The organism is Streptomyces boninensis (genome assembly GCF_048572725.1).
Lineage (GTDB): Bacteria > Actinomycetota > Actinomycetes > Streptomycetales > Streptomycetaceae > Streptomyces > Streptomyces boninensis.
Map to the genome: position 1 here is coordinate 7,242,501 of NZ_CP183837.1, position 25,865 is coordinate 7,268,365.

Here is a 25,865-nt window from a genome sequence, read left to right on the forward strand (position 1 = left end):
CGGGGAAGTGAAACATCTCAGTACCCGCAGGAAGAGAAAACAACCGTGATTCCGGGAGTAGTGGCGAGCGAAACTGGATGAGGCCAAACCGTATGCGTGTGATACCCGGCAGGGGTTGCGTGTGCGGGGTTGTGGGATCTCTTGTCTGTCGTCTGCCGGCGACAGGGCGAGTCAGAAACCGTTGATGTAGGCGAAGGGCATGCGAAAGGCCCGGCGTAGAGGGTAAGACCCCCGTAGCTGAAACATCAGCGGCTCGTTTGAGAGACACCCAAGTAGCACGGGGCCCGAGAAATCCCGTGTGAATCTGGCGGGACCACCCGCTAAGCCTAAATATTCCCTGGTGACCGATAGCGGATAGTACCGTGAGGGAATGGTGAAAAGTACCGCGGGAGCGGAGTGAAAGAGTACCTGAAACCGTGTGCCTACAAGCCGTGGGAGCGTCGCACAACAAGCTTGCTTGTTGTGTCGTGACTGCGTGCCTTTTGAAGAATGAGCCTGCGAGTTTGCGGTGTGTTGCGAGGTTAACCCGGGTGGGGTAGCCGTAGCGAAAGCGAGTCCGATAAGGGCGATGGAGTAGCACGCTCAAGACCCGAAGCGTAGTGATCTAGCCATGGGCAGGCTGAAGCGGAGGTAAGACTTCGTGGAGGGCCGAACCCACCAGGGTTGAAAACCTGGGGGATGACCTGTGGTTAGGGGTGAAAGGCCAATCAAACTACGTGATAGCTGGTTCTCCCCGAAATGCATTTAGGTGCAGCGTCACATGTTTCTTGCCGGAGGTAGAGCACTGGATAGGCGATGGGCCTTACCGGGTTACTGACCTTAGCCAAACTCCGAATGCCGGTAAGTGAAGTGTGGCAGTGAGACTGCGGGGGATAAGCTCCGTGGTCGAGAGGGAAACAGCCCAGAGCATCGACTAAGGCCCCTAAGCGTACGCTAAGTGGGAAAGGATGTGGAGTCGCAGAGACAACCAGGAGGTTGGCTTAGAAGCAGCCATCCTTGAAAGAGTGCGTAATAGCTCACTGGTCAAGTGATTCCGCGCCGACAATGTAGCGGGGCTCAAGCGTACCGCCGAAGTCGTGTCATCGATGCAATAGGACCAACGTCCGTATCGATGGGTAGGGGAGCGTCGTGTGCCGGGTGAAGCCGCCGTGTAAACGAGTGGTGGATGGTTCACGAGTGAGAATGCAGGCATGAGTAGCGATTCACACGTGAGAAACGTGTGCGCCGATTGACTAAGGGTTCCTGGGTCAAGCTGATCTGCCCAGGGTAAGTCGGGACCTAAGGCGAGGCCGACAGGCGTAGTCGATGGATAACCGGTTGATATTCCGGTACCCGCTGTGTGGCGACAAACATCGAGCCCATTAATGCTAAGGCCGTGAAGCCGCCGATGATCCCTTCGGGGTGATTCGGAGTGGTGGAGCCGCTGAACCAAGGTGGTAGTAGGTGAGTGATGGGGTGACGCAGGAAGGTAGTCCAGCCCGGGCGGTGGTTGTCCCGGGGTAAGGGTGTAGCCCGTTGTGTAGGTAAATCCGCGCAACTATGGGTGAGACCTGATGCCGAGCCGATTGTGGTGAAGTGGATGATCCTATGCTGTCGAGAAAAGCCTCTAGCGATGTTGCATGGCGGCCCGTACCCTAAACCGACTCAGGTGGTCAGGTAGAGTATACCGAGGCGTTCGGGTGAACTATGGTTAAGGAACTCGGCAAAATGCCCCCGTAACTTCGGGAGAAGGGGGGCCACACCCGGTGAGAGGACTTGCTCCTCGTAGCTGGGGGTGGCCGCAGAGACCAGCGAGAAGCGACTGTTTACTAAAAACACAGGTCCGTGCGAAGCCGTAAGGCGATGTATACGGACTGACGCCTGCCCGGTGCTGGAACGTTAAGGGGACCGGTTAGCGTGGTTTCGATCATGCGAAGCTGAGAACTTAAGCGCCAGTAAACGGCGGTGGTAACTATAACCATCCTAAGGTAGCGAAATTCCTTGTCGGGTAAGTTCCGACCTGCACGAATGGCGTAACGACTTCTCGACTGTCTCAACCATAGGCCCGGTGAAATTGCACTACGAGTAAAGATGCTCGTTTCGCGCAGCAGGACGGAAAGACCCCGGGACCTTTACTATAGCTTGATATTGGTGTTCGGTTCGGCTTGTGTAGGATAGGTGGGAGACTTTGAAACTCATACGCCAGTATGGGTGGAGTCGTCGTTGAAATACCACTCTGGTCGTGCTGGATGTCTAACCTCGGTCCGTGATCCGGATCAGGGACAGTGTCTGGTGGGTAGTTTAACTGGGGCGGTTGCCTCCCAAAGAGTAACGGAGGCGCCCAAAGGTTCCCTCAGCCTGGTTGGTAATCAGGTGGTGAGTGTAAGTGCACAAGGGAGCTTGACTGTGAGACTGACGGGTCGAGCAGGGACGAAAGTCGGGACTAGTGATCCGGCGGTGGCTTGTGGAAGCGCCGTCGCTCAACGGATAAAAGGTACCCCGGGGATAACAGGCTGATCTTCCCCAAGAGTCCATATCGACGGGATGGTTTGGCACCTCGATGTCGGCTCGTCGCATCCTGGGGCTGGAGTCGGTCCCAAGGGTTGGGCTGTTCGCCCATTAAAGCGGCACGCGAGCTGGGTTTAGAACGTCGTGAGACAGTTCGGTCCCTATCCGCTGTGCGCGTAGGAGTCTTGAGAAGGGCTGTCCCTAGTACGAGAGGACCGGGACGGACGGACCTCTGGTGTGCCAGTTGTTCTGCCAAGGGCATGGCTGGTTGGCTACGTTCGGAAAGGATAACCGCTGAAAGCATCTAAGCGGGAAGCCTGCTTCGAGATGAGGACTCCCACCCCCATGAGGGGTTAAGGCTCCCAGTAGACGACTGGGTTGATAGGCCAGATATGGAAGCCCTGTAAGGGGTGGAGTTGACTGGTACTAATAGGCCGAGGACTTGTCCATAGCTGCTCGCGTCCACTGTCTGGTTTCTGAGACAACAACCGTAGAGGAATCTACTCCGGTTTGTTAGTTTCATAGTGTTTCGGTGGTCATAGCGTTAGGGAAACGCCCGGTTACATTCCGAACCCGGAAGCTAAGCCTTTCCGCGCCGATGGTACTGCACAGGGGACTGTGTGGGAGAGTAGGTCGCCGCCGAACTTACTTTAGAAGAAGGCCCTCACCTCACGGTGGGGGCCTTCTTTCGTTTCACCGACGATGCATCTTCAGGAAGTCCCAAACCACGTCAGTGGCGTTGAGCGGATGCGTCGTGTGGTCCGGCCACTCGTGCGCCATGCCCTCCACCACGTACGCATGCACCCTGCTTCCGTCCGCGCACCACGACTTCGTGAGCGTGTACTGGCCCGGGCGGACGTCCTTGTCCACGGTGATGCAGTGCAGCCGCTTCCGCCAGGTGTCGAGGCCGGCCAGCAGGGCATCGACCTGCGGGTCATTGGCACCGAGGATGGTGAGCACCGGTACGGGCCGGGACGGCATGAAGTCCGGGTCCTCCGCCAGCGGCCCTCCGTACCCGCCGCTCACGGGAGCGATCGCGGCGAAGAGCCGGGAGCGCTCGACGGCCAGCCGGAAGGACATGTCGGCGCCGTTGGAGAAGCCGGTCGCGTAGACCCGCCGGGAGTCCGCGTTCCAGTCCTTGACGAGCTGCCGTGTCATCGCCGAGATGAAGCCGACGTCGTCCTCTGCGCCGCAGCAGATCAGGGCGTTATAGCCGCCGTTGAGGCCCTGCGGATAGGCGACTAGGAAGCGGTGCTCGTCCGCCCTTTTGCTGAAGCCCGTGTACGCCGCGATTCCCTCGGCTGTCCCGGGATACCAGTGCATCACCACGACCAGCGGCAGCTTCTTGCCGTGCTTGGCCGCTCCGGGAGGCACGTGCAGGTTGAAGGTGCGTTCCTTGCCCTGCCAGGTGAGGGAGAGTTCGTGGTCGCCCGGCGGAAGGCCGGGTGACGTAGCCGCGGTGGCCTGCGTGGCGGTCACTCCGAGGGAAAGCAGTGCGATGGTGATCGCGATTGCTGCCCACCGGCGCAGGACGCGAACCAACCGGAGGAATAATTCCGGATGTTGCTGTCTGGGTAAGTCCATGCCGGGATCCTGCGGCAGGAAGCCGCGCCGGTCCATGCCTGCGGCGGTCACAACAGCATTGCGCATGGGGTACGCTTTATTCCGTTCGGCCAAGTCGAGCGCGCCCCAATAGCTCAGTCGGTAGAGCGTCTCCATGGTAAGGAGAAGGTCTGCGGTTCGATTCCGCATTGGGGCTCCGGCAGTACGAAGAAGGCCCTCACCGCACCGCCGGTGAGGGCCTTCTTCGCGTTGAGCCGCGAGCGGCTCAGCTCGGCCGCGGGGCGCCGTTCCGCTTCAGCGCCGGCCGGTGGCCGAAGACGTACGCCCGGTCCTTCTTGTGCAGGACCTTCCACAGGCGGGCCGCGTCCGGGATCCGGAGGTTTACGCAGCCCGCAGAGCCTTTGGTGAAGATGTCGTTGCGGGTGCCGTGGAAGGCCTGGCCGCCCGAGAAGTACTGCGAGTAGGGCATGGGGGCGTTGTTGTAGAGCCTTGAGCGCTCGTGCAGCTTCCGGAAGAAGATGCGGTGCCAGCCGTTGCGGGTCTTGTATGCCTTGAGGCCGGTGCGTACGGGCGTCACCGGGAAGACCACGCGCTTGCCCTTCTGCACCCACATCAGCTGGCGGGTCTGGTCGACGCAGGCCACCCGGCCGCGACGCACCGGGCAGCGGGTCCCCACGCCCGGGTTCGCGCGGGCCTTCGCCACCACCGTCATGCGGTAGGTCGCCGGGTCCGCGATGCCGGTGGTCGTGATGCCCTCGCGTTGCTGGAAGGACTGGATGGCCAGGCAGTCGCGCACCGACTGGATACCATCCGGCTGCCGGCCGAGATGGCGCTCCACCTGCAGCTGATACGGGCCGGTGCTGGTGGAGACGCATTCCAGCTGGGCTGACTTGGGATTCGGCTGCGACGAGGCGGGTGCCGAGGCGTGTGCGGTGCCCGTTCCCACCAGGGTGAGCAGTCCCAGAGCGGCGACGGTCACCGTGGCGATGGGCGGGAGGACGCGGCTGCGTCCCGTACGGGCTTCGGGGGCGGACGGCATACGGGGCGGGACTCCTGTCGATGGAGCCGAACGCTTCGGCGTTCAACCGGCGTTCAGCGGTCTCTGCGGCGTCCAGTACAGCCGCGACCGGTCCCGATCCCCGCACGGCGCGCCGCGATCGAGAGCGACATCAACCGTCCGTGTAGGGGTGGCGTCAGCCCTCGCGCTGATGCGGCACCCGCATCGCCAGAATCGCCATATCGTCCGACGCCGGCTCCGCCGCGAAGCGCTCCACCGCGCGCAGCACCCGCGAGGCGACGGCGCCCGCCGTCAGGCCCGTGCAGGAGTTCAGCACGTCCGCCAGGCCGTCGTCGCCCAGCATGCGCGTGCCCTCGCGGCGCTCCGTGACGCCGTCGGTGACGCAGAGCAGGACGTCGCCCGGGTCGAGCGTGATGCGCTCCTCGTACAGCTCCAGGTCGTCCATCACGCCCAGCAGCGGCTGCGGTTCGGCGGCGGGGGAGACCGTGCCGTCGGGGCGCAGGCGGAGCGGGAGCGGGTGGCCCGCGCATACGATCTTCAGGACGGCGCTGCCGTCGGCCTGCGGCCACAGCTCGCCGTACAGGAGGGTCAGGAAGCGGCTGCGGGCGCCCTCGTCGAGGATCGCGGAGTTGAGCCGCTCCAGGACCGCCGGGCCGCCGAAGCCCTCCCGGGCCAGCAGGCGCAGCGCGTGCCGCGCCAGGCCCGTAACAGCCGCCGCCTCGGGGCCTGTACCGCAGACGTCGCCGATGGCGAAGCCGTAGGCGCCGTCGCGGATCGGGAAGAGGTCGTAGAAGTCGCCGCCGACCTCGTTGCCCTCGCCGGCCGCGCGGTAGATGACCTCGACCTCGACGCCGCCGATCTTCGGCAGTCCGGGCGGGAGCAGCGACCGCTGCAGCGACTGGCTGATGGCCGTGCGCTCCGAGTACAGGCGGGCGTTGTCGAGGGCCAGGGCGGCCCTGCGGGACAAGTCCTCGGCCAGTTCCAGGATCTCCTGGCGGAAGTGTTCGTCGGTCGGCTTGCCGAGGACGAGTTGGCCGATGACGCGGTTGCGGGCGACGAGCGGCAGCACGACCGTTTCGCCGCCTACCGCGGAGGCGGTGGCCAGGGACGGCGCGGCCGTGTCCGAGAGGTACGCGTCCTCGCTGATCTTCAGGTTGAGGCTGCGCAGCGAGGTGCGGAGCGCGGAGTTGTGCGCGGCCTCGGACGGGGCCGTCCACTGGCGGGCGCCCGGGGCCGGGACCGGGTCGGGCGGCGGTACGCGCGTGAGCAGGGCGCGCAGGCCGTCGATGCGGTCCTCGTCCTCGTGCAGGACGTACGAGAGGTCCGGCTCGGCGCCCTCCGCGATCGTGTACACCGCGCACCAGCTGGCCAGCGTCGGGACCGTCATCTGTGCCATCAGGGCGAGGGTCTGGTCGCGGTCCAGGGTGCCGGCCAGCAGGTCGGAGGCCTCGACCAGGAAGGACAGCGAGCCGCGGCGGAGCCGCTCCAGCTCGCCGAGGCGGGCGGATTCCACGGCCAGCGCGATCCGGTCGGCGGCGAACTGCAGCCGCAGCGCCTCCTCGTTGGTATACCGTCCCGGGAGTTCCGCGGCGACGCCGAGGGAGCCGGTGAGCCGGCCCTCGACCTTCAGCGGGACGGTCACCACCGAGTGCATGCCGGTGCCCGTGAGCAGCGGGACGGCGCCCGGGACCGCGTCGAGGTCTTCGTGTACGGACGGCATGCGGGCGGAGCCATAGCGTCCGGCGCCGGTCTCGACGGGGACGCGGGCGAAGCGCTGGCGGGCGCCGGGGAGGCCGGTGGAGGCCCGTACCTCCAGCTCGGTCTCGTCGTCGGTGGCGAGCAGCAGGAAGGCCGAGTCGCCGTCCAGTATGTCGCGGGCGCGCTCCACGGTGCGCTGCAGCAGCCCGTCGAGGTCGTCGGGGGCGGGGGAGCCGATGAAGACCTCGAAGGGGTCGGCGGCGCGGTCGCGGCCGCCGTCGCCGCGCAGGGCGCCGGCGCCGTCGGAGGGGGCGCGGGCCGGGGTCTGCAGCACCGCGCGCTCCTGGTCGCGGACGAGCAGGCAGATCGTGGACGGATCGCCCGCTGAGTCGCGGAGGCGGAGGTGGTTGGCATAGACGGGGTTGACGCGGCCGTCGGCGCCTCTGATGCCGTACGAGCCCTCCCAGCGGCTCAGCTGGAGGGCCTCGGCGAGGCCGGTGCCGGTGCCGGGGGTGTGCGGCCAGGCGGCGAGGTCGCCCAGGGGTTTGCCGATGACCTTTTCCGGCTCGTAGCCGAAGAGCTCGGTGGCGTCCTCGTTCCAGGAGCTGATGAGGCCGCCGCGGTCGATCTGGACGACGGCGACGCGGACCCGGGACTCTATGGCCAGCGGGAGGGCGTCCACGGGCAGCGCAGGGCCCGCGGAGCGGGTGCCGGCGGGCGGCTCCGCGGTGTCCAGCTGGAACCAGACCTGCTTGCGGGTGCCGGTGTACTCCACGCCCCAGCGGCTGGCCAGGGCGGCGCAGAGCATCAGGCCGCGGCCGCCCTCGTGGTCGGGGCCCGGCGGGCGGCCGGCCTCGTCGAGCGGGAGCTCGCGCTCGGGGTAGTGGTCGGCGACCTCCACGCGGACGCCCGCGTCGGTGCGCAGGCAGTGGACGTCGACGGAGGTGCCGGCGTGCACGACGGCGTTGGTGACCAGCTCGCTGGTGAGGACGACCGCGTCGTCGGCGATCTCGGCGTATCCCCAGCCCTGGAGGGTGTCCCGGACGAAGGCGCGCGCGGGTGCCACCGAGCGGCCCACCGGCTCGAAGGTGGCCTCGGCACGCGCGCTGATCACACGACTCACGACTCCCCTTCAGTGCCGGCCGGGGGCTCACTGGTTGCGGACCGGCGTCCCCGGATGCTTTGGTGCCCGCTCCATGGTGCCGCAAAGCATCCAAACAGCAGCGGCCCGGGACGAGTGGTGACAGGTTAGCCGCCCAAGGCCGCCCGTGGTCCAGGCACTGGCCGTTACGCTTCGTAAGGGCCTGATAGCGCGTGCCCCGGAGTGAAACACTGGGAAAGCTCCGGAGAGAAAGAAAGCCCCGAGGGCGCGAGAAACCGACCGGGAGGGACACAGTGGAGTCTGGCGCAGCGGCGCAGAGTGTGAGCTCGCGCGCGAAGAGCGGACGGTCCCGGGTCGGCGGGACGACCGAGGTGGACACCGCGGCGCTTTACAGACTGCTGGCGTCGCTCGAGTCGATGCGGGACGGAAACTTCCGTAAGCGGATGCGCACACCGAGTGACGGGATCATGGCGGAGATCGCCACCGTCTTCAACGAGGTCGCGGAGCGCAATCTGCACCTCACCGGCGAGCTGTCCCGTGTGCGCCGCGTCGTCGGCCGCGAGGGCAAGCTCACCGAAAGGCTCGAAACGGGAGCCTGCGAGGGCTCCTGGGCAGCCGCGATCGACGCCTCCAATGCGCTGGTCGACGACCTCGTACGGCCCCTGATGGACACCGGGCGGGTGCTCACGGCCGTGGCCGAGGGCGACCTTGAGCAGCGCATGGACCTGCGGCCGCAGTCCGCGGACGGGTCGCATCCGCTGCGCGGCGAGTTCCTCAAGGTGGGCCGTACGGTCAATGGCCTGGTCGACCAGCTGTCCGCCTTCACGGACGAGGTCACGCGGGTGGCCAGCGAGGTCGGCACCGAGGGCAAGCTCGGCGGGCAGGCCAAGGTGCGCGGAATGTCCGGTTCGTGGAAGGACCTCACGGATTCGGTGAACACGATGGCGTACCGGCTGACCGCTCAGGTACGTGATATTGCTCTCGTCACCACCGCGGTCGCCAAGGGCGACCTCTCGCGGAAGGTCACGGTGCATGTGGCCGGCGAGATGCTGGAGCTGAAGGAGACCGTCAATACGATGGTCGACCAGCTCTCGGCCTTCTCCTCGGAGGTGACCCGGGTCGCCCGCGAGGTCGGCACGGAGGGCGAGCTGGGCGGGCAGGCGCAGGTGCCGGGCGTGGCCGGCACGTGGAAGGACCTGACCGACTCGGTGAACCTGATGGCGGGCAATCTGACCGCCCAGGTGCGTGGAATCGCTCAGGTGACCACCGCGGTCGCCAGTGGTGATCTGTCGCAGAAAGTAACGGTGAGCGCACGCGGCGAGGTCGCGCAGCTCGCCGAGACCATCAACACGATGACCGAAACCCTCCGTACATTCGCGGACGAGGTGACAAGGGTCGCGAGCGAGGTCGGCGCCGACGGGCAGCTCGGCGGGCAGGCGCAGGTGCCCGGTGCGGCGGGCACGTGGAAGGACCTGACCGATTCGGTCAACACCGCTTTCCGTAACCTCACCGCGCAGGTGCGGGACATCGCCCAGGTGACGACGGCGGTCGCGAGCGGCGATCTGACGCAGAAGGTCACCGTGGATGTGGCCGGCGAGATGTCCGAGCTGAAGAACACCGTCAACACGATGGTCGACCAGCTGTCCGGCTTCTCCTCCGAGGTGACCCGGGTGGCCCGGGAGATCGGCGTCGAGGGCGAGCTGGGCGGGCAGGCGCAGGTGCTGGGCGCCGCGGGCACGTGGAAGGACCTGACGGATTCGGTCAACATGGCCTTCCGTAACCTCACCGGGCAGGTCCGGAACATCGCGCAAGTGACCACCGCGGTCGCGAACGGCGACCTGTCGCAGAAGGTCACGGTCGACGTCTCCGGCGAGATGGCCGAGCTGAAGAACACTGTGAACCGGATGGTCGACCAGCTGTCGTCCTTCGCCGACCAGGTCACGCGGATGGCGCGCGACGTGGGCACGGAAGGCCGCCTCGGCGGTCAGGCGCGCGTCGACGGCGTCTCCGGTACGTGGAAGGACCTCACCGACTCCGTCAACTTCATGGCGTCCAACCTGACCTCGCAGGTCCGCAACATCGCCCAGGTGACCACGGCGGTGGCGCGCGGCGACCTGTCGCAGAAGATCGAGGTGGACGCGCGCGGCGAGATCCTGGAGCTGAAGAACACCATCAACACGATGGTCGACCAGCTCTCCGCCTTCGCCGAGCAGGTGACCCGGGTGTCCCGCGAGGTCGGCACGGAAGGCCGGCTCGGCGGGCAGGCGCAGGTGCCCGGGGTCGCGGGCGTGTGGCGCGACCTGACGGACAACGTGAACTTCATGGCGGGGAACCTCACCGCCCAGGTCCGTAACATCGCGCAGGTCGCGACCGCGGTGGCCCGCGGTGACCTGTCGCAGAAGATCGACGTCGATGCGCGCGGCGAGATCCTGGAGCTGAAGAACACCCTCAACACGATGGTCGACCAGCTGAGTTCCTTCGCCGAGGAGGTCACCCGGGTCGCCCGCGAGGTGGGCACCGAGGGCATGCTGGGCGGGCAGGCGGAGGTGCAGGGCGTCTCCGGTACGTGGAAGGACCTCACCCAGTCCGTCAACTTCATGGCGAACAATCTGACCTCGCAGGTCCGTAACATCGCCGAGGTCACCACCGCGGTCGCCAAGGGCGATCTCTCCAAGAAGATCACCGTTGACGCGCGCGGCGAGATCCTGGAGCTGGTGACGACCGTCAACACGATGGTCGACCAGCTGAGTTCCTTTGCCGAGCAGGTCACCCGGGTCGCCCGCGAGGTGGGTACGGAAGGCCAGCTGGGCGGGCAGGCGCGGGTGCGGGATGTCTCCGGCATCTGGAAGGACCTGACCGACAACGTGAACCTGATGGCGGTCAACCTGACCGGCCAGGTCCGTAACATCTCCCAGGTCGCGACCGCGGTCGCGAACGGCGACCTCACCAAGAAGGTCACCGTCGAGGCCCGCGGCGAGGTCGCGCAGCTCGCGGACACGGTCAACACGATGGTGACGACCCTGTCCTCCTTTGCCGAGCAGGTCACCAGGGTGGCCCGCGAGGTGGGCACGGAAGGCCAGCTGGGCGGGCAGGCACGGGTCCCCGGCGTCGCGGGCACGTGGAAGGACCTCACGGAGTCCGTGAACTACATGGCCTCCAACCTGACTTCCCAGGTGCGGAACATCGCCCAGGTGACCACGGCGGTCGCCAACGGCGACCTGACGAAGAAGATCGACGTCGCCGCCCAGGGCGAGATCCTGGAGCTGAAGGACACCATCAACACGATGGTCGGCCAGCTCTCCGCCTTCGGTGACGAGGTCACCCGCGTAGCTCGCGAGGTCGGTACGGAAGGCCGCCTCGGCGGGCAGGCCCGGGTCCCGGGCGTCTCCGGCATCTGGAAGGACCTCACCGACTCGGTGAACCTGATGGCGAACAACCTGACCTCTCAGGTGCGCAACATCGCCCAGGTCGCCACCGCCGTGACCCGCGGCGACCTCAGCCCGAAGATCGACGCCGACGCGGCGGGCGAGATCCTGGAGCTGCAGGACTACATCAACACCATGATCTCCAAGCTCCGCGAGACCACCCTCGCCAACAAGGAGCAGGACTGGCTCAAGGGCAACCTCGCCCGCATCTCAGGCCTGCTGCAGGGCCGCCGCGACCTCGGCGATGTGGCCCGCCTCATCATGAGCGAGCTGACCCCGGTGGTGGCCGCGCAGCACGGCGCGTTCTTCCTCATGGAGCAGGTGCCGGGCCACGAGCCCAAGGAGGGCGAGGAGGCCGAGCGGCAGCTGCGCCTCATCGGCTCGTACGGGCAGGCCGCCGATGGTATGCCAAAGGTGCTGCGCCCCGGCGAGACCCTCATCGGCACATCCGCGCTGGAGAAGCGCACGATCCTGATCGAGAACGTGCCCGAGGGCTATCTGAAGATCGCCTCCGGGCTCGGCGAGGCGCCGCCCGCGCATGTCATCGTCGTCCCGCTGATCTTCGAGGGCTCGGTGCTCGGCGTGGTCGAGCTGGCCGCGTTCCAGCCGTTCACGCAGATCCAGAAGGACTTCCTGAACCAGCTCGCGGAGATGATCGCGACCTCGGTCAACACCATCTCCGTCAACACCAAGACGGAGAGCCTGCTGACCCAGTCCCAGGAGCTCACCGAGCAGCTGCGGGACCGCTCGCAGGAGCTGGAGAGCCGGCAGAAGGCCCTGGAGGACTCCAACGCGGAGCTGGAGGAGAAGGCCGAGCTGCTGGCCCGTACCAACCGGGATATCGAGATCAAGAACACCGAGATCGAGGAGGCCAGGCAGGGCCTGGAGGAGCGGGCCGAGCAGCTCGCGGTCTCGATGCGCTACAAGTCCGAGTTCCTGGCCAACATGTCGCACGAGCTGCGTACGCCGCTCAACTCGCTGCTGATCCTGGCCAAGCTGCTCGCGGACAACGCGGAGACCAACCTCTCGCCGAAGCAGGTGGAGTTCGCCGAAACGATCCATGGTGCGGGTTCCGACCTGCTGCAGCTGATCAACGACATCCTCGACCTGTCGAAGGTCGAGGCGGGCAAGATGGACGTCAGCCCGACCCGGATCGCGCTGGTGCAGCTGGTGGATTACGTGGAGGCCACCTTCCGCCCGCTGACGGCCGAAAAGGGCCTGGACTTCTCGGTACGGGTCTCCCCGGAGCTGCCCGCCACGCTCAATACGGACGAGCAGCGGCTGCTGCAGGTGCTCCGTAACCTGCTTTCCAACGCGGTGAAGTTCACCGACAGCGGCGCCGTCGAGCTGGTGATCCGGCCGGCCGGGCGGGACGTGCCGGCCGCCATCAAGGAGCAGCTGCTGGAGAACGGGTCGCTGCGGGACCCGGACGCCGACATGATGGCGTTCTCGGTCACCGACACCGGCATCGGCATCGCGTCGTCCAAGATGCGGGTCATCTTCGAGGCGTTCAAGCAGGCCGACGGCACCACCAGCCGCAAGTACGGCGGTACGGGCCTGGGCCTGTCCATCAGCCGGGAGATCGCGCGGCTGCTCGGCGGCGAGATCTACGCCGACAGCGAGCCCGGCCGCGGCTCCACCTTCACGCTCTACCTGCCGCTGCGGCCGACGGAGCTGCCTTCGGCCGCGCCGGGGCAGGCGGCGGGCGACGGCACGATCCTCGCGGATCAGCAGCCCGAGAGCCACGACAGCGGGTACGCGGGCGAGCCTCAGGCGGAGGCCGCTGACCAGGAGACGGCGGGCGCCACGCAGGTCGCCGAGGCGACGCGGCCCGCCGTGCCCGGGCAGGCGCCCGCGCCGCAGCGCGGGGAGCGGATGCCGGACGGGCAGCGGGTGGCGCCGGACCAGTTCAAGGGCGAGTTCGGCGGCGAGAAGGTGCTGATCGTCGACGACGACATCCGTAACGTCTTCGCGCTCACATCGGTGCTGGAGCAGCACGGCCTGTCCGTCCTCTACGCCGAGAACGGGCGCGAGGGCATCGAGGTGCTGGAGCAGCACGAGGACACGGCCGTCGTGCTGATGGACATCATGATGCCGGAGATGGACGGTTACGCGACGACCTCGGCGATCCGCAGGATGCCGCAGTTCGCCGGGCTGCCGATCATCGCGCTGACGGCGAAGGCGATGAAGGGCGACCGGGAGAAGTCGATCGAGTCCGGCGCCTCCGACTATGTGACCAAGCCGGTGGACACGGACCATCTGCTGAGTGTGATGTATCAGTGGGTGCACGGCAGGTGATCGATGCAGCGTTGCAAACCGGCTTGAAGTTTGCGGGCATGCTGACGCAGTGTGGTCAATTACGTGTTCGCGTACGGTATTACGGGAACCAATCGGGCCTGAGCTGCGTTTCTGGTACGTGCACAGTGACAATGCGGTGACAGGGTGTGGCGGGCCCGGCGGTGCGGCTACCATGACCGGCACAAGGGCGGGCGGCGCACTGAGCAGGTCCGCATGGACGACGCCGGCGACAGCGCCCGGCACGGTGCCGGGACGAGGAGGACGGGCCATGGTGCAGAAGGCCAAGATCCTCTTGGTCGATGACCGGCCGGAGAATCTGCTGGCGCTGGAGGCCATCCTTTCCGCGCTCGATCAGACCCTGGTCCGGGCATCGTCAGGGGAAGAGGCGCTGAAGGCGCTGCTGACGGACGATTTCGCGGTCATCCTGCTCGATGTGCAGATGCCGGGCATGGACGGCTTCGAGACCGCGGCGCACATCAAGCGCCGGGAGCGCACCCGCGACATCCCGATCATCTTCCTCACCGCGATCAACCACGGCCCGCACCACACCTTCCGCGGCTATGCCGCGGGCGCCGTCGACTACATCTCCAAGCCCTTCGACCCGTGGGTGCTGCGGGCGAAGGTGTCGGTGTTCGTCGAGCTGTACATGAAGAACGTCCAGCTGCGGGAGCAGGCCGGGCTGCTGCGGGCGCAGCTGGACAGCGCGCAGTCCGCCGAGGGCGGCAGCAAGGACGGCAAGGGCGCGGTCGGCGTCATCGCCGAGCTGTCGGCGCGGCTGGCTGCCGCGGAGGAGCAGGCGGAGGCGCTGTCGAAGCAGCTCGACGAGTCGTCGGACGCGGCGGCCGTCGCCACGGCGGCGCACCTGGAGCGCAAGCTGAACGGGCTGCGCAAGGCGCTGGACGCGCTCGACCCCGGCACGAGCGGCCCAGCCGGGCCGAGCGACAACGGGTCGCCGGTCGCGCCGTAGCGGCGCAACGAGTTCGGCTCGGCGCAAGCCCCCCGGGAGACAGCTGGCGCGCCTCCCGCTAGGGCATGCGTGCTACGTGTCCCCAACCTCGGTAACCTCGTCGCATGGCCTCTCGTACCTCTGGAAACGGCAACTCCCGGGCGCGGTCCGGAGGTAGTGCGAGCGCTGCCAAGAAGAAGGCGCCCGCCAAGAAGGCCGCGGCCAAGAAGACCGCCGCCAAAAAGCCTGCCGCCAAGCGCGCACCCGCGAAGAAGAAGGCCGCCCCGGCGCCCGCGCCCAATCCGACCGCCGGGATCTATCAGGTCACCCGCGCGCTCTATCTCGGCCTCGCGCACACCGTCGGCGCGCTCTTCCGCGGCATAGGGCGCGGCGCCAAGGGCCTCGACCCCGCGCATCGCAAGGACGGGCTCGCGCTGCTGCTGCTCGGCCTCGCGCTCGTCACCGCCGCCGGCACGTGGTCCAACCTCAAGGGGCCCGTCGGCGAGCTCGTCGAGATCATCGTCACCGGGGCCTTCGGGCGGCTCGACCTCATCGTGCCGATCCTCTTCGGCGCCATCGCCGTACGCCTCATCCGCCACCCGGAGAAGCCGGAGGCCAACGGCCGCATCGTCATCGGCCTCTCCGCCCTGACCATCGGCGCGCTCGGCCTCATCCACCTCGGCTGCGGCGCCCCGGGCCGCGGCGAGGGCAACGAGGCCATAAGGGATGCGGGCGGGCTGATCGGCTGGGGCGCCTCCCGGCCGCTGATCTTCACGGTCGGCGAGGTGCTCGCCGTGCCGCTGCTCGTCCTGGTCACGATCTTCGGGCTGCTCGTCGTCACCGCCACCCCCGTCAACGCCATCCCGCAGCGCATCCGCGCCGGTCTGATGCGGCTCGGTCTGGTGCAGAGCGACGAGCCGCTGACCGACCCGCGGGCCGAGGCGAAGATCGCGGGGGAGTACGCGGAGGACTGGCGGGACGGCATCGTCCGTACCGACGAGGACGCGGTCGAGGCCGCGCCCGCCAAGCGCCGCAAGAGCCGGCGGGCCGCCCAGGCGGAGGCCGACTCCGACGCCGTCGACATTGCCGCGGCGGCCGCCGCCGACCTCGACGGCGCGGTGCTGCACGGCGTGCAGCCCTCACCGCTGCTCGCCGACCTCTCCAGCGGCATCAGCGAGCGCACGGGAGGCGTCCCGTCGGCCCGTGAGGAGCTGCCCGAGGGCGAGGGGGCCGACGGCCGCAAGAAGCCGCCCAAGGGCGCCATACAGCGTCCTGAGGCCACGCCCGTGCCCGGCTCCGTACCCGACCTCACCCGGACCCACGCGGAGCCGCCGGACAGCGATCCGCGGCTGCCCGCCCGCGCCGAGCAGCTGCAGCTCTCCGGCGACATCACGTATTCGCTGCCGTCGCTCGACATGCTGGAGCGCGGCGGCCCGGGCCGCACCCGTAGCGCCGCCAATGACCAGATCGTGGCCTCGCTCTCGCGCACCTTCGAGGAGTTCAAGGTCGACGCCGCCGTCACCGGCTTCACCCGCGGCCCGACCGTCACCCGGTACGAGGTCGAGCTCGGCAAGGCCGTCAAGGTCGAGCGGATCACCGCGCTGACCAAGAACATCGCCTACGCGGTGGCCAGCCCCGACGTCCGCATCATCAGCCCGATCCCGGGCAAGTCCGCGGTCGGCATCGAGATCCCCAACACCGACCGCGAGATGGTCAACGTCGGCGACGTGCTGCGCACCGCCGACGCCGCGGGCGAGGACCATCCGATGCTGACGGCGCTCGGCAAGGACGTCGAGGGCGGTTACGTATCGGCCAACCTCGCGAAGATGCCGCACATCCTCATCGCGGGCGCCACCGGCTCCGGCAAGTCGTCGTGCATCAACTGCCTGATCACCTCGGTGATGGTCCGCGCCACCCCCGACGAGGTCCGGATGGTGCTGGTCGACCCGAAGCGGGTGGAGCTGACCGCGTACGAGGGCATCCCGCACCTGATCACCCCGATCATCACCAACCCGAAGAAGGCCGCCGAGGCGCTCCAGTGGGTGGTCCGCGAGATGGACCTGCGCTACGACGACCTCGCCGCCTACGGCTACCGGCACATCGACGACTTCAACGAGGCCGTCCGCAACGGCAAGGCGAAGTCGCCGGAGGGCAGCGAGCGCGAGCTGCAGCCGTACCCGTATCTCCTGGTCATCGTGGACGAGCTCGCCGACCTGATGATGGTCGCCCCGCGCGACGTCGAGGACTCCATCGTCCGCATCACCCAGCTCGCCCGCGCCGCCGGCATCCACCTGGTGCTGGCCACCCAGCGGCCTTCGGTCGACGTCGTGACCGGCCTGATCAAGGCGAACGTGCCCTCCCGCCTCGCCTTCGCCACCTCCTCGCTCGCCGACAGCCGGGTCATCCTCGACCAGCCCGGCGCCGAGAAGCTGATCGGCAAGGGCGACGGACTGTTCCTCCCGATGGGCGCGAACAAGCCGATCCGGATGCAGGGCGCGTACGTCACCGAGGAAGAGGTCGCAGGGATCGTCGCCCACTGCAAGAACCAGATGACGCCGGTCTTCCGCGACGACGTCACCACCGGCCAGAAGCAGAAGAAGGAGATCGACGAGCAGATCGGCGACGACATGGAGCTGCTCCTCGCGGCGATCGAACTGGTGGTCTCCACCCAGTTCGGCTCCACGTCGATGCTGCAGCGCAAGCTGCGGGTCGGATTCGCCAAGGCCGGTCGGCTTATGGACCTGATGGAGTCACGCGGAATCGTCGGTCCGAGTGAAGGTTCCAAGGCGCGCGACGTGTTGGTCAAGCCGGACGAATTGGACGGAGTGCTGGCCACGGTCAAGGGGCAGGATCACCCGTAGGGACGAGTCGGGCGGGCCGGTGGCAACCGATCGGAGCAGTGATGCGTCACATCATTGCAGCAGGTGGGTGTCGCACTATCGGTCAGTACGGCAAACCGGATGGCGCAACAAGTGCTACCTCCCGCTTGCCCGACCCTTTTACAAGACCTCTACACTGAACATCCGGCAGGTGGCTCACGCTCGAAAGGCGCCTTCGTGTCCATCGGCAACTCCCCCACAGACGACCGGCCTTCCGTCGGACGGACCCTGCAGCGGGCTCGGATCGACGCCAAACTGACCGTGGACGAGGTCAGTACGCAGACCCGCGTGCGCATCCCGATCGTGCATGCGATCGAGCAGGACGACTTCTCGCGCTGCGGCGGCGACGTCTACGCCCGCGGGCATGTGCGGACCCTCGCCCGCGCCGTCGGCCTCGATCCGAGCGAGCTCGTCGCTCAGTACGACGAGGAACACGGCGGCAAACCCGAGCCCACCCCGGCCGCGCCGCTCTTCGAGGCGGAACGTATCCGCCCAGAGCCCAGGCGGCCGAACTGGACCGCCGCCATGGTCGCCGCGATCGTCGCGCTGATCGGTTTCGTCGGCTTCACCGTCTTCAGCGACGGCGGCGGCGACAACCCGAAGGCGTCCGACTCCAAGACCGACGACAAGCCTGCCCCGAAGCCGTCCGACTCCACCTCGCGTCCGCCCGCGGAGCCCTCGCCGTCCGACTCCGCGATCGCCGGGGCCCCCGCCGACCGGGTCACCGTCAAGGTCGAGGCCGACAATGGCCAGAGCTGGCTGCTCGCCAAGGGCGCCGACGGGCGCGAGCTGAAGCAGACCACCCTGACCCAGGGCGACTCCGTCACGGTCAGCGACAAAGAGAAGATCAACCTCACCCTTGGTAATGCCGGTGCCATAAAGCTGTGGGTGAACGGCAAAGAGGTCGACAACGACTTCAAGCTCGGCGGCGTCGAGCACCTGACGTATACGAAGGGCGACCCGGAAGCCGGGTGAACCGGGCGTACCAGCGCGGGCGGGCGGTCTGGCCAGGACAAAGTAGGCTGAGCCCATGCCACAACGCCGTACCGTCGCACTGGTCACCCTCGGCTGCGCCCGTAACGAGGTCGATTCCGAGGAGCTCGCAGGCCGTCTGGCGGCGGACGGATGGGACCTGGTCGACGACGCCGGGGACGCCGACGTCGCCGTCGTGAACACCTGCGGCTTCGTCGAGGCCGCGAAGAAGGACTCGGTCGACGCCCTCCTGGAGGCGAACGACCTCAAGGACCATGGGCGTACCCAGGCCGTCGTCGCCGTCGGCTGCATGGCCGAGCGGTACGGCAAGGAGCTCGCCGACGCGCTGCCCGAGGCGGACGGGGTGCTCGGCTTCGACGACTACAGCGATATCTCCGGGCGGCTGCAGACCATCCTCAATGGCGGCAGCGTCGAGGCGCACAAGCCGCGGGACCGGCGGCAGCTGCTGCCGCTGTCGCCGGTGGAGCGGCAGGAGGCCGCCGCGGCCGGGGGTGCCGCGCTCCCGGGGCACGGCCAGGACGGCTTCGAGGCGGCGGCTGAGGACCTGCCCGAGGGCGTCGCGCCCGTCTCCGGGCCGCGGGCGCCGCTGCGCCGCCGCCTCGACACCAGCCCCGTCGCCTCGGTGAAGCTGGCCTCCGGCTGCGACCGGCGGTGCTCCTTCTGCGCCATCCCGTCCTTCCGCGGCTCCTTCATCTCCCGGCGGCCCTCGGACGTGCTGGGCGAGACCCGCTGGCTGGCCGAGCAGGGCGTGAAGGAGATCATGCTGGTCTCCGAGAACAACACCTCGTACGGCAAGGACCTCGGCGACATCCGCCTTCTGGAGTCGCTGCTGCCGTCGCTGGCGGAGGTGGACGGGATCGAGCGGGTGCGGGTCAGCTATCTGCAGCCGGCCGAGATGCGCCCGGGCCTGATCGACGTGCTGACGTCGACGCCGAAGATCGCCCCGTATTTCGACCTGTCCTTCCAGCACTCCGCCCCCGACGTGCTGCGCGCCATGCGCCGCTTCGGCGACACCGACCGCTTCCTGGACCTGCTGGAGCAGATCCGCGCCAAGGCGCCGCAGGCGGGCGTGCGCTCGAACTTCATCGTCGGCTTCCCCGGGGAGCGGGAGTCGGATCTGGCGGAGCTGGAGCGGTTCCTGACCGCGGCGCGTCTGGACGCCATCGGCGTCTTCGGGTACTCGGATGAGGAGGGCACCGAGGCGGCCTCGTACGAAGCCAAGCTGGACCCGGACGTGGTCGCCGAGCGGCTCGCGCACATCTCGCGTCTCGCCGAGGAGCTCACCGCCCAGCGGGCGGAGGAGCGGCTCGGGGAGACCGTCGAGGTGCTGGTGGAATCGGTATCGGTGGACGGTGACGGCGGCGCCCAGCCCGGCGAGTACAGCGGGCGGGCCGCGCACCAGGCGCCCGAGACGGACGGGCAGACGGTCCTCACCGGCGCGCCGGCGGGCCTGGCTCCTGGCCGGATGGTCACGGCGAAGGTCGTGGCGAGCGTGGGCGTGGACCTTGTCGCGCAATTCGTTGAAATCCAGCACAGTCTCGAGGAGGCGGCCGGATGACGGCAGCGCCGGTCTCGCGGCAGGCCGGGCTCTTCAACGTCGCGAACCTGCTGACCATGGCACGGCTGGTGCTCGTGCCCGGGTTCGTGCTGCTCATGCTGGCGGGCGGCGGGCACGACCCCGTCTGGCGGGCCTTCGCCTGGGCGGCTTTCGCCATCGCCATGATCACCGACCTCTTCGACGGCGAGGTGGCCCGCCGCTACGACCTGGTCACCGACTTCGGGAAGATCGCCGACCCGATCGCGGACAAGGCCATCATGGGCGCCGCCCTGATCTGCCTCTCCGCCCTCGGCGACCTGCCGTGGTGGGTGACCGGGGTGATCCTCTTCCGCGAGCTGGGGATCACGCTGATGCGCTTCTGGGTGATCAGGCACGGGGTGATGGCGGCCAGCCGGGGCGGCAAGATGAAGACCCTCTTCCAGGGCGTCGCCGTCGGCATGTACATCCTGGCGCTGACCGGATGGCTGGCGTCGCTGCGCTGGTGGATCATGGCGGCGGCCGTGATTCTGACGGTCGTCACCGGGCTGGATTACGTACGTCAGGCGATCGTGCTGCGCAGGCAGGGGCTGGCGCGCGAGCGGGAACGGGCGGGGCGGTGAGCACCCCCGGGGCTGAGGCGACCGCCGCCGAGGTGCTGGAGCTGTGCGCGCGGCACGGGCTCACGCTCGCCGTGGCCGAGTCGCTGACCGGCGGCCTCGTCGCCGCGGCGCTCACCTCCGTGCCCGGCGCCTCGCGCAGCTTCCGCGGGTCCGTCACGGCGTACGCGACCGACGTGAAGCGGGACGTCCTGGGGGTCCCCGGGGAGCTGCTGGCCGAGCGCGGGGCGGTGGACAGCGATGTGGCCCGGCGGATGGCCGCGGGCGTCCGCTGGCGGCTCGGCGCCGACTGGGGCCTGGCGACCACGGGCGTGGCCGGGCCCGAGCCGCAGGACGGCCAGCCCGTCGGCACGGTCTTCGCCGCGGTCGCCGGTCCGCAGGGACATGCCAGGACCGTGCGCCTTGACCTGGCCGGGGACCGGCGGACGATCAGGGAGGCGGCCGTATCCGAGGCGCTCGGGCTGCTCTCAGAAGAGCTGGGAAAGCGGATTTCCCGCGCTTTGGCTGGGCAGGAGGAGGGTAGTGGGGCGCAGGATACGGAACAGAGCGGGGGAGATGGATGTTTGCAGCCCTGAGTGAACACGACATTGCTCGCCGCACGTGTGCCGCCGGACGGGGTACGGTGGAGGAAGGTGGACCCGCATCCAGGGTCCGCCGCATTGGTGGAAGAGGAGGGAGCCGCGCATGATTCTGCTTCGTCGCCTGCTGGGTGACGTGCTGCGTCGGCAGCGCCAGCGTCAGGGGCGAACTCTGCGCGAGGTCTCCTCATCGGCACGCGTCTCGCTCGGCTACCTCTCCGAGGTGGAGCGGGGCCAGAAGGAAGCCTCCTCCGAGCTGCTCTCCTCCATCTGCGATGCGCTTGACCTGCGGATGTCCGAGCTGATGCGCGAGGTCAGCGATGAGCTGGCGCTCGCCGAGCTGGCCGAGTCCGCCGCCGCCGAGACGATCCCGTCGCCGATGACGTTCACTGTGAGTTCCGTCACGGGGATGCCGGACGACCGCGTCACGATCAAGGCCCCGAAGGAGGCCGTGGACGTGGTGGCGGCCTGAGGGTCGTATTCGAAGCTTCTTGGAGGCCCGGTCCCTTTTGGGGCCGGGCTTCTGCGTGCCTGGGGCGCGCATAGGCGTGCCTAGGGGTCGGTCTGGGGTTTACCGGTTTACTGGGTTACCACGGCATTGCGACCCCACCGTTCGGCCGGAGGATCTGGCCGGTGGTGAAGGTGGCCGCGTCCGAGAGCAGGTAGAGGGCGGCGTGGGCCACGTCCTCCGGGGTGCCGACCCTTCCCAGCGGGGACATCCGGGCCATCAGGTCCTCGGTCTGGGCCTGCGCCTCGGCGCTGTCCCGGGTGGTCATGGGGGTGCGGATCCAGCCCGGGGCGATGGCGTTCACGCGGATGCCCCGGCGCCCGGCCTCGGCGGCCAGCGTGCGGGTGAGCTGCACGATGGCGGCCTTGGCGACGCTGTAGCAGAGCAGCTGCGGGGTGCCGGAGTCCACGGCGCCGGAGGCCAGGGTGACGATGGACCCGCCGCCGCCCTGCTCCGTCATCGCGAGCGTGGCCTCCTGGCAGGCGTGCAGGACGCCCTTGAAGTTCACGGCCCAGAGGCGGTCCAGGTCGGCGTCGTCCGTATCGACGACGGTGGAGCGGTGCATGATGCCGGCGGCGGCTACGAGGCCGTGGAGGGGGGCGGCGGCTTGGACGGCCTTGCGGACCTGGGCGCGGTCGGTGACGTCGAGGGGGTGGGGGTGGGCTGGTTGGCCTGCTTCGGTTGCCTGGGCGACGGTTTCGTCGAGGCCCTTTTCGTCCAGGTCGGCGCAGTGGACCGTGGCGCCTGCCTGGGCGAGGAGCAGCGCGGTGGCGCGGCCGATGCCGCTTGCGGCGCCGGTGACGAGGATGGAGCGGCCGGTGAGGTCGTACGCCGGTACGGGCATGGGTGGGACCGTACGACTGGATCTGACGGGGCGTCAATAAATGCGGCGAGTGGTTGTCGGGGTGGTCACTGGACGGTGGGCTGGCAGGTCGGGCACCAGTAGGTGACGCGGTCTGCCGGGGGTTGGCCCTGTTCGGCCTTGCGGATGGGCGTTCTGCAGCGGTGGCAGGGCTTGCCCTCGCGGCCGTAGACCCAGAGGCGGCGGTCGGGGCGGGCGCTGGGGGTGGTGACTCGGGCCTGGCGGTCCTTGTTGGCTTCGAGGAGCTTCTTCGCCAGCTCGATGAGGCGGGTGGGGTTGGGGGCGGCGGAGACGGGGGCGTATGGGCTCGTCTGGATGAGGAAGCAGAGCTCGGATTTGTATACGTTCCCGATGCCGGCGAGGTTGCGCTGGTCGAGGAGGGCCTCGCCGAGGGGGCGGTCGGGGGTGGCGAGGAGGCGGCGCTCGGCTTCGTCAGGGTCCCAGTCCGGGCCGAGCAGGTCGGGGCCGAGGTGGCCTACGGCCTGGTCTTCGTCGGTGGTGCGGAGGAGTTCCAGGACGGGGAGGCGGTAGCCGACGGCGGTGTGGTGGTCGTTGCCGAGGATGGCGCGGATCTGGTGGCCGGGACCGCCTCGCCAGCGATCGCCTTCGGCGTAGATCTGCCAGGCGCCGTCCATGCGGAGGTGGGAGTGGAGGGTGAGGCCGCCTTCGATGCGGGTGAGGAGGTGCTTGCCTCGGGAGGCTGTCTCGATGACGAGGCGGCCGGTGAGGTCGGCGGTGGCGAGCTTGGGTACGCGGAGGTCGCACCTGGTCAGGCGGTGGTTGCCCAGGGCTTGGTGGAGGCGCTGGGCGGCGCGGTAGACGGTGTCGCCTTCGGGCATGCGTCCATTTTGCAGGTCCGCCTGGTCGCGGGTGGGGCTAGGCCCACCTTGGCTCGGGGGCTGCGGGGGCAGTGTCGGGGTGGCGGGAGCGGTCACAATCGTTCGCATGACGGGATCGGGGAGTAAGGCAGCCGCGCGGCGGGGGCGGTATTTGCGGGCGCCCGTGCAGGCTGCCGTGTTGCTTGGGCTTGCTGGGATTGAGATGACTGCCGCCGTGGTCATGGTGGTGGCGATCGCCATGACCTACGGGCTCGGGTTGATGTTCGTGCTGCCCTGGGCGATCGCGTACGCCCGGATGACCGCGCGCGTCGCACGCCGGCTGCGCGGCGTGTGGGCGGGGGAGCGGGTGCCCGATCCGTATCTGCCGGCGCCTGGGCCCGTGCGGCAGGGGCCCGATGGGCGGTATCACGCCATGGGGGTGAGCTTTCGGAGCCGGGTGGCGCCGGAGTTCATTGAGCGGTTCGAGCGGCTGACGGGGGATCCGGCGACCTGGCGGGACACGTTGTGGCTGGTCTGCGATCCGTTGATCGGGGCCGCGATGATCGCGCTGCCGCTCGTGGCCATCGCCTGTGGTGGGGTCGGGCTCGCAGTGCCGCCCTGGTGGGAGCTGGAGGCCTACGCCCGGCTGCCCCTCGGTGTCGCGCTCATCGCCTTCGGGGTGTGGGCCGGGCCGCGGCTGCTCGATCTGCATGCCTCCTGGACGCGTTCGCTGCTCGCGCCGACGCAGGCCTCCGTACTCGCCCGGCAGGTCATCGAGCTCGACGAGAAGCGGACCGCAGCGACCGACTGGCAGGCCGCCGAGGTGCGGCGTATCGAGCGCGATCTGCACGACGGGCCGCAGGCCAGGCTCGTCGCCCTCGGGATGACCGTGTCCGCCGCCGAGGAACTCGTCGACAGCGACCCCGCCGCCGCGAAGGCGCTGCTGCGGCAGGCGCAGGAGTCGTCCTCCACTGTGCTGCAGGAGCTGCGCGGGCTGGTGCGGGGGATCCACCCGCCGGTGCTCGCCGAGCGCGGGCTTGTCGATGCGATACGGGCGCTGGCGCTGGACAGCGTGCTGGAGGTGGAGGTCAAGGCGGAGCTGCCTGACCGGCTTTCCGAACCCGTGCAGTCCGCCGCCTACTTCGCGGTCGCCGAGGCGCTTGCCAATGCCGCAAAGCACGCGCGGGCCCGGCGGGTGGAGGTCGATCTGTGGCAGCGGGACGGGACCTTGCGGGTCGTGGTCGGTGACGACGGGCGGGGTGGTGCGGATCCGGCGGGGGGCAGCGGGCTGCGGGGGATCGAGCGGCGGCTGGTGCCGTTCAACGGGGTGATGGCGCTGAGCAGTCCTGCGGGCGGGCCCACGACGGTGTCGATCGAGATTCCGTACGACGCGCCGGCGGGTGGGGCGCGGGCCGACGAGGCCCCTGCCGGGCAGCGCGGCGCCACCGCGTCCCAGCGGTGGCTCTGGGAGCTCGCGATCGCCTCGGTCGTCGTGCCGATCGCGCTCGTGCCACAAGGCCTGGTCGCCGGGATACAGTTGATCATTGGCTGGGAGGGGCGCTCCTGGTTCCTGGCGCTTTACATGCCGGAGCCGTGGCAGTGGCCGACCGTGGTCGCCATGATCGCGCTGGGGCTGGCCGGGCTGCCGATGCTCGTGCGGCGGCACCGGTGGTTCTCCCGGCATTTCCGGGGCAAGACGCGCGCTTGCTGACGTGGAGGGGGTGGCTGGATGCGGGTCGTACTCGCCGAGGATCAGTATTTGCTGCGGGACGGGCTCGAGCGGCTGCTGACGGCGCACGGGATGGAGATCTGCGCCGCGGTGGAGTCCGGGGAGGAGCTGCTGGCGGCGCTGCGGGAGCAGCGGCCCGATGTGGCCGTCGTCGATATCCGCCTGCCGCCGACCTTTACGGACGAGGGGCTGCAGGCCGCCCTTGCGGCGCGGCGGGAGCGGCCTGAGCTTCCGGTGCTGATCCTTTCGCAGCATGTGGAGCAGCTGTACGCGCGGGAGTTGCTGGCGGACGGGCGGGGCGGGGTCGGGTATCTGCTGAAGGACCGGGTGTTCGCGGCGCGGCAGTTCGTGGACTCGCTGCGGCAGGTGGCCGCGGGTGGCACGGCGATGGACCCGGAGGTGATCGCGAAACTGCTGGCGAGCAATGCGCGGGACGAGCCGCTCGGGCGGCTGACGCCGCGGGAGATGGATGTGCTGTCCGGCATGGCGGAGGGGCGGTCGAACGCGGCGATCGCGCGGACGCTGGTCCTGTCGGAGGGGGCCGTCAGCAAGTACACGACCAGCATCTTCGCGAAGCTGGATCTGGCGGAGTCGAATGATGACAACCGGCGGGTGCGGGCGGTGCTTGCTTACTTGAACGGGACCGCGGGGTCGGGGTGACCAGGGCGGGGCTGGGGGGAGCCGGCGGCTGCGGCTAGGGTGATGGCGGGCCGTGACTGGCGTGTGCGGATGGGTGCAACCATCGGGGAGCGGTCCCGTCGTCGTGACGCAGTGCCGTGCGCCTGGGCTTTCCGGTTAGCGAGCTGG

Annotated in this window: 15 protein-coding genes, 1 tRNA gene, 2 rRNA genes and 1 riboswitch (1 of these 19 only partly in view); of the genes, 13 read left to right on the forward strand and 5 right to left on the reverse strand. The window is 68.6% G+C overall.

Annotation, left to right across the window (positions count from 1 at the left end; all coding sequences use genetic code 11):
- Positions 1-2,937: ribosomal RNA gene (locus ACNNMR_RS33085) — 23S ribosomal RNA — on the forward strand; it begins 187 nt to the left of the window's first position.
- Between the two features lie 78 nt (positions 2,938-3,015).
- Positions 3,016-3,132 (forward strand): 5S ribosomal RNA (gene rrf / locus ACNNMR_RS33090).
- A 48-nt stretch (positions 3,133-3,180) separates the two neighbouring features.
- On the opposite strand, the gene ACNNMR_RS33095 is transcribed toward rrf, so the two are convergent.
- Positions 3,181-3,966 (reverse strand): alpha/beta hydrolase family esterase, encoded by a 786-nt coding sequence (locus ACNNMR_RS33095; protein WP_419998369.1) that lies wholly within the window; start codon positions 3,964-3,966, stop codon positions 3,181-3,183.
- 207 nt (positions 3,967-4,173) lie between these two features.
- Here ACNNMR_RS33095 and ACNNMR_RS33100 point away from each other — a divergent pair.
- Positions 4,174-4,246: transfer RNA gene (locus ACNNMR_RS33100), tRNA-Thr, on the forward strand.
- 69 nt (positions 4,247-4,315) lie between these two features.
- On the opposite strand, the gene ACNNMR_RS33105 is transcribed toward ACNNMR_RS33100, so the two are convergent.
- Together ACNNMR_RS33105 and ACNNMR_RS33110 are read right to left on the reverse strand one after the other, a co-directional pair.
- On the reverse strand, positions 4,316-5,089 hold the full coding sequence (locus ACNNMR_RS33105; RefSeq protein WP_419998370.1) for a L,D-transpeptidase family protein: 774 nt from the start codon (positions 5,087-5,089) through the stop codon (positions 4,316-4,318).
- A gap of 154 nt (positions 5,090-5,243) precedes the next feature.
- On the reverse strand, positions 5,244-7,880 hold the full coding sequence (locus ACNNMR_RS33110; protein ID WP_419998371.1) for a SpoIIE family protein phosphatase: 2,637 nt from the start codon (positions 7,878-7,880) through the stop codon (positions 5,244-5,246).
- Positions 7,881-8,161: 281 nt separating this feature from the next.
- On the opposite strand from ACNNMR_RS33110, the gene ACNNMR_RS33115 reads away from it, so the two are divergent.
- The 8 genes from ACNNMR_RS33115 to ACNNMR_RS33150 all read left to right on the forward strand — a co-directional run bounded on the left by ACNNMR_RS33115 (position 8,162) and on the right by ACNNMR_RS33150 (position 21,613).
- The gene (locus tag ACNNMR_RS33115; protein WP_419998372.1) at positions 8,162-13,591 is read left to right on the forward strand and encodes a HAMP domain-containing protein; all 5,430 of its coding nucleotides are present in this window, start codon (positions 8,162-8,164) and stop codon (positions 13,589-13,591) included.
- Positions 13,592-13,859: 268 nt separating this feature from the next.
- Complete coding sequence (locus tag ACNNMR_RS33120) at positions 13,860-14,558, forward strand: response regulator (RefSeq protein ID WP_419998373.1); 699 nt, start codon at positions 13,860-13,862, stop codon at positions 14,556-14,558.
- Between the two features lie 104 nt (positions 14,559-14,662).
- On the forward strand, positions 14,663-17,398 hold the full coding sequence (locus ACNNMR_RS33125; RefSeq protein WP_419998374.1) for a DNA translocase FtsK: 2,736 nt from the start codon (positions 14,663-14,665) through the stop codon (positions 17,396-17,398).
- A gap of 195 nt (positions 17,399-17,593) precedes the next feature.
- On the forward strand, positions 17,594-18,391 hold the full coding sequence (locus ACNNMR_RS33130; RefSeq protein ID WP_419998375.1) for a helix-turn-helix domain-containing protein: 798 nt from the start codon (positions 17,594-17,596) through the stop codon (positions 18,389-18,391).
- A 55-nt stretch (positions 18,392-18,446) separates the two neighbouring features.
- Positions 18,447-19,967 carry a 30S ribosomal protein S12 methylthiotransferase RimO gene (gene rimO / locus ACNNMR_RS33135; protein WP_419998376.1) on the forward strand — a complete coding sequence of 507 codons (1,521 nt, stop codon included), beginning with the start codon at positions 18,447-18,449 and terminating at the stop codon, positions 19,965-19,967.
- Positions 19,964-20,566 (forward strand): CDP-diacylglycerol--glycerol-3-phosphate 3-phosphatidyltransferase, encoded by a 603-nt coding sequence (gene pgsA / locus ACNNMR_RS33140; RefSeq protein ID WP_419998377.1) that lies wholly within the window; start codon positions 19,964-19,966, stop codon positions 20,564-20,566. The genes rimO and pgsA overlap by 4 nt, the downstream gene beginning before the upstream one ends.
- Positions 20,563-21,138: a CinA family protein gene (locus ACNNMR_RS33145; RefSeq protein ID WP_419998378.1), complete on the forward strand. Its 576-nt coding sequence runs from the start codon at positions 20,563-20,565 to the stop codon at positions 21,136-21,138. The genes pgsA and ACNNMR_RS33145 overlap by 4 nt, the downstream gene beginning before the upstream one ends.
- A gap of 109 nt (positions 21,139-21,247) precedes the next feature.
- Complete coding sequence (locus tag ACNNMR_RS33150) at positions 21,248-21,613, forward strand: helix-turn-helix domain-containing protein (protein WP_419998379.1); 366 nt, start codon at positions 21,248-21,250, stop codon at positions 21,611-21,613.
- Positions 21,614-21,728: 115 nt separating this feature from the next.
- On the opposite strand, the gene ACNNMR_RS33155 is transcribed toward ACNNMR_RS33150, so the two are convergent.
- Both ACNNMR_RS33155 and ACNNMR_RS33160 read right to left on the reverse strand, forming a co-directional pair.
- Positions 21,729-22,493 (reverse strand): SDR family NAD(P)-dependent oxidoreductase, encoded by a 765-nt coding sequence (locus tag ACNNMR_RS33155; protein WP_419998380.1) that lies wholly within the window; start codon positions 22,491-22,493, stop codon positions 21,729-21,731.
- A 65-nt stretch (positions 22,494-22,558) separates the two neighbouring features.
- Positions 22,559-23,350, reverse strand: coding sequence for an Fpg/Nei family DNA glycosylase (locus ACNNMR_RS33160; RefSeq protein WP_419998381.1), 792 nt, complete (start codon positions 23,348-23,350; stop codon positions 22,559-22,561).
- Between the two features lie 106 nt (positions 23,351-23,456).
- Between ACNNMR_RS33160 and ACNNMR_RS33165 the strand changes: the two genes are divergently transcribed.
- A complete protein-coding gene (locus tag ACNNMR_RS33165) occupies positions 23,457-25,040 on the forward strand; it encodes a sensor domain-containing protein (protein ID WP_419998382.1) in 1,584 nt (527 codons plus the stop codon).
- A gap of 18 nt (positions 25,041-25,058) precedes the next feature.
- Positions 25,059-25,718 (forward strand): response regulator, encoded by a 660-nt coding sequence (locus ACNNMR_RS33170; protein WP_419998383.1) that lies wholly within the window; start codon positions 25,059-25,061, stop codon positions 25,716-25,718.
- A gap of 42 nt (positions 25,719-25,760) precedes the next feature.
- Positions 25,761-25,853, forward strand: a riboswitch (ZMP/ZTP riboswitch).
- Positions 25,854-25,865 lie beyond the last annotated feature (12 nt).

Bases quoted from the DNA above. Each gene is read 5' to 3' on its own strand.
- ACNNMR_RS33105 (WP_419998370.1), bottom strand. From the start codon at position 5,089: ATGCCGTCCGCCCCCGAAGCCCGTACGGGACGCAGCCGCGTCCTCCCG.
- ACNNMR_RS33165 (WP_419998382.1), top strand. From the start codon at position 23,457: ATGACGGGATCGGGGAGTAAGGCAGCCGCGCGGCGGGGGCGGTATTTG.
- ACNNMR_RS33155 (WP_419998380.1), bottom strand. From the start codon at position 22,493: ATGCCCGTACCGGCGTACGACCTCACCGGCCGCTCCATCCTCGTCACC.
- pgsA (WP_419998377.1), top strand. From the start codon at position 19,964: ATGACGGCAGCGCCGGTCTCGCGGCAGGCCGGGCTCTTCAACGTCGCG.
- ACNNMR_RS33125 (WP_419998374.1), top strand. From the start codon at position 14,663: ATGGCCTCTCGTACCTCTGGAAACGGCAACTCCCGGGCGCGGTCCGGA.
- ACNNMR_RS33160 (WP_419998381.1), bottom strand. From the start codon at position 23,350: ATGCCCGAAGGCGACACCGTCTACCGCGCCGCCCAGCGCCTCCACCAA.
- ACNNMR_RS33170 (WP_419998383.1), top strand. From the start codon at position 25,059: ATGCGGGTCGTACTCGCCGAGGATCAGTATTTGCTGCGGGACGGGCTC.
- ACNNMR_RS33120 (WP_419998373.1), top strand. From the start codon at position 13,860: ATGGTGCAGAAGGCCAAGATCCTCTTGGTCGATGACCGGCCGGAGAAT.
- ACNNMR_RS33150 (WP_419998379.1), top strand. From the start codon at position 21,248: ATGATTCTGCTTCGTCGCCTGCTGGGTGACGTGCTGCGTCGGCAGCGC.
- rimO (WP_419998376.1), top strand. From the start codon at position 18,447: ATGCCACAACGCCGTACCGTCGCACTGGTCACCCTCGGCTGCGCCCGT.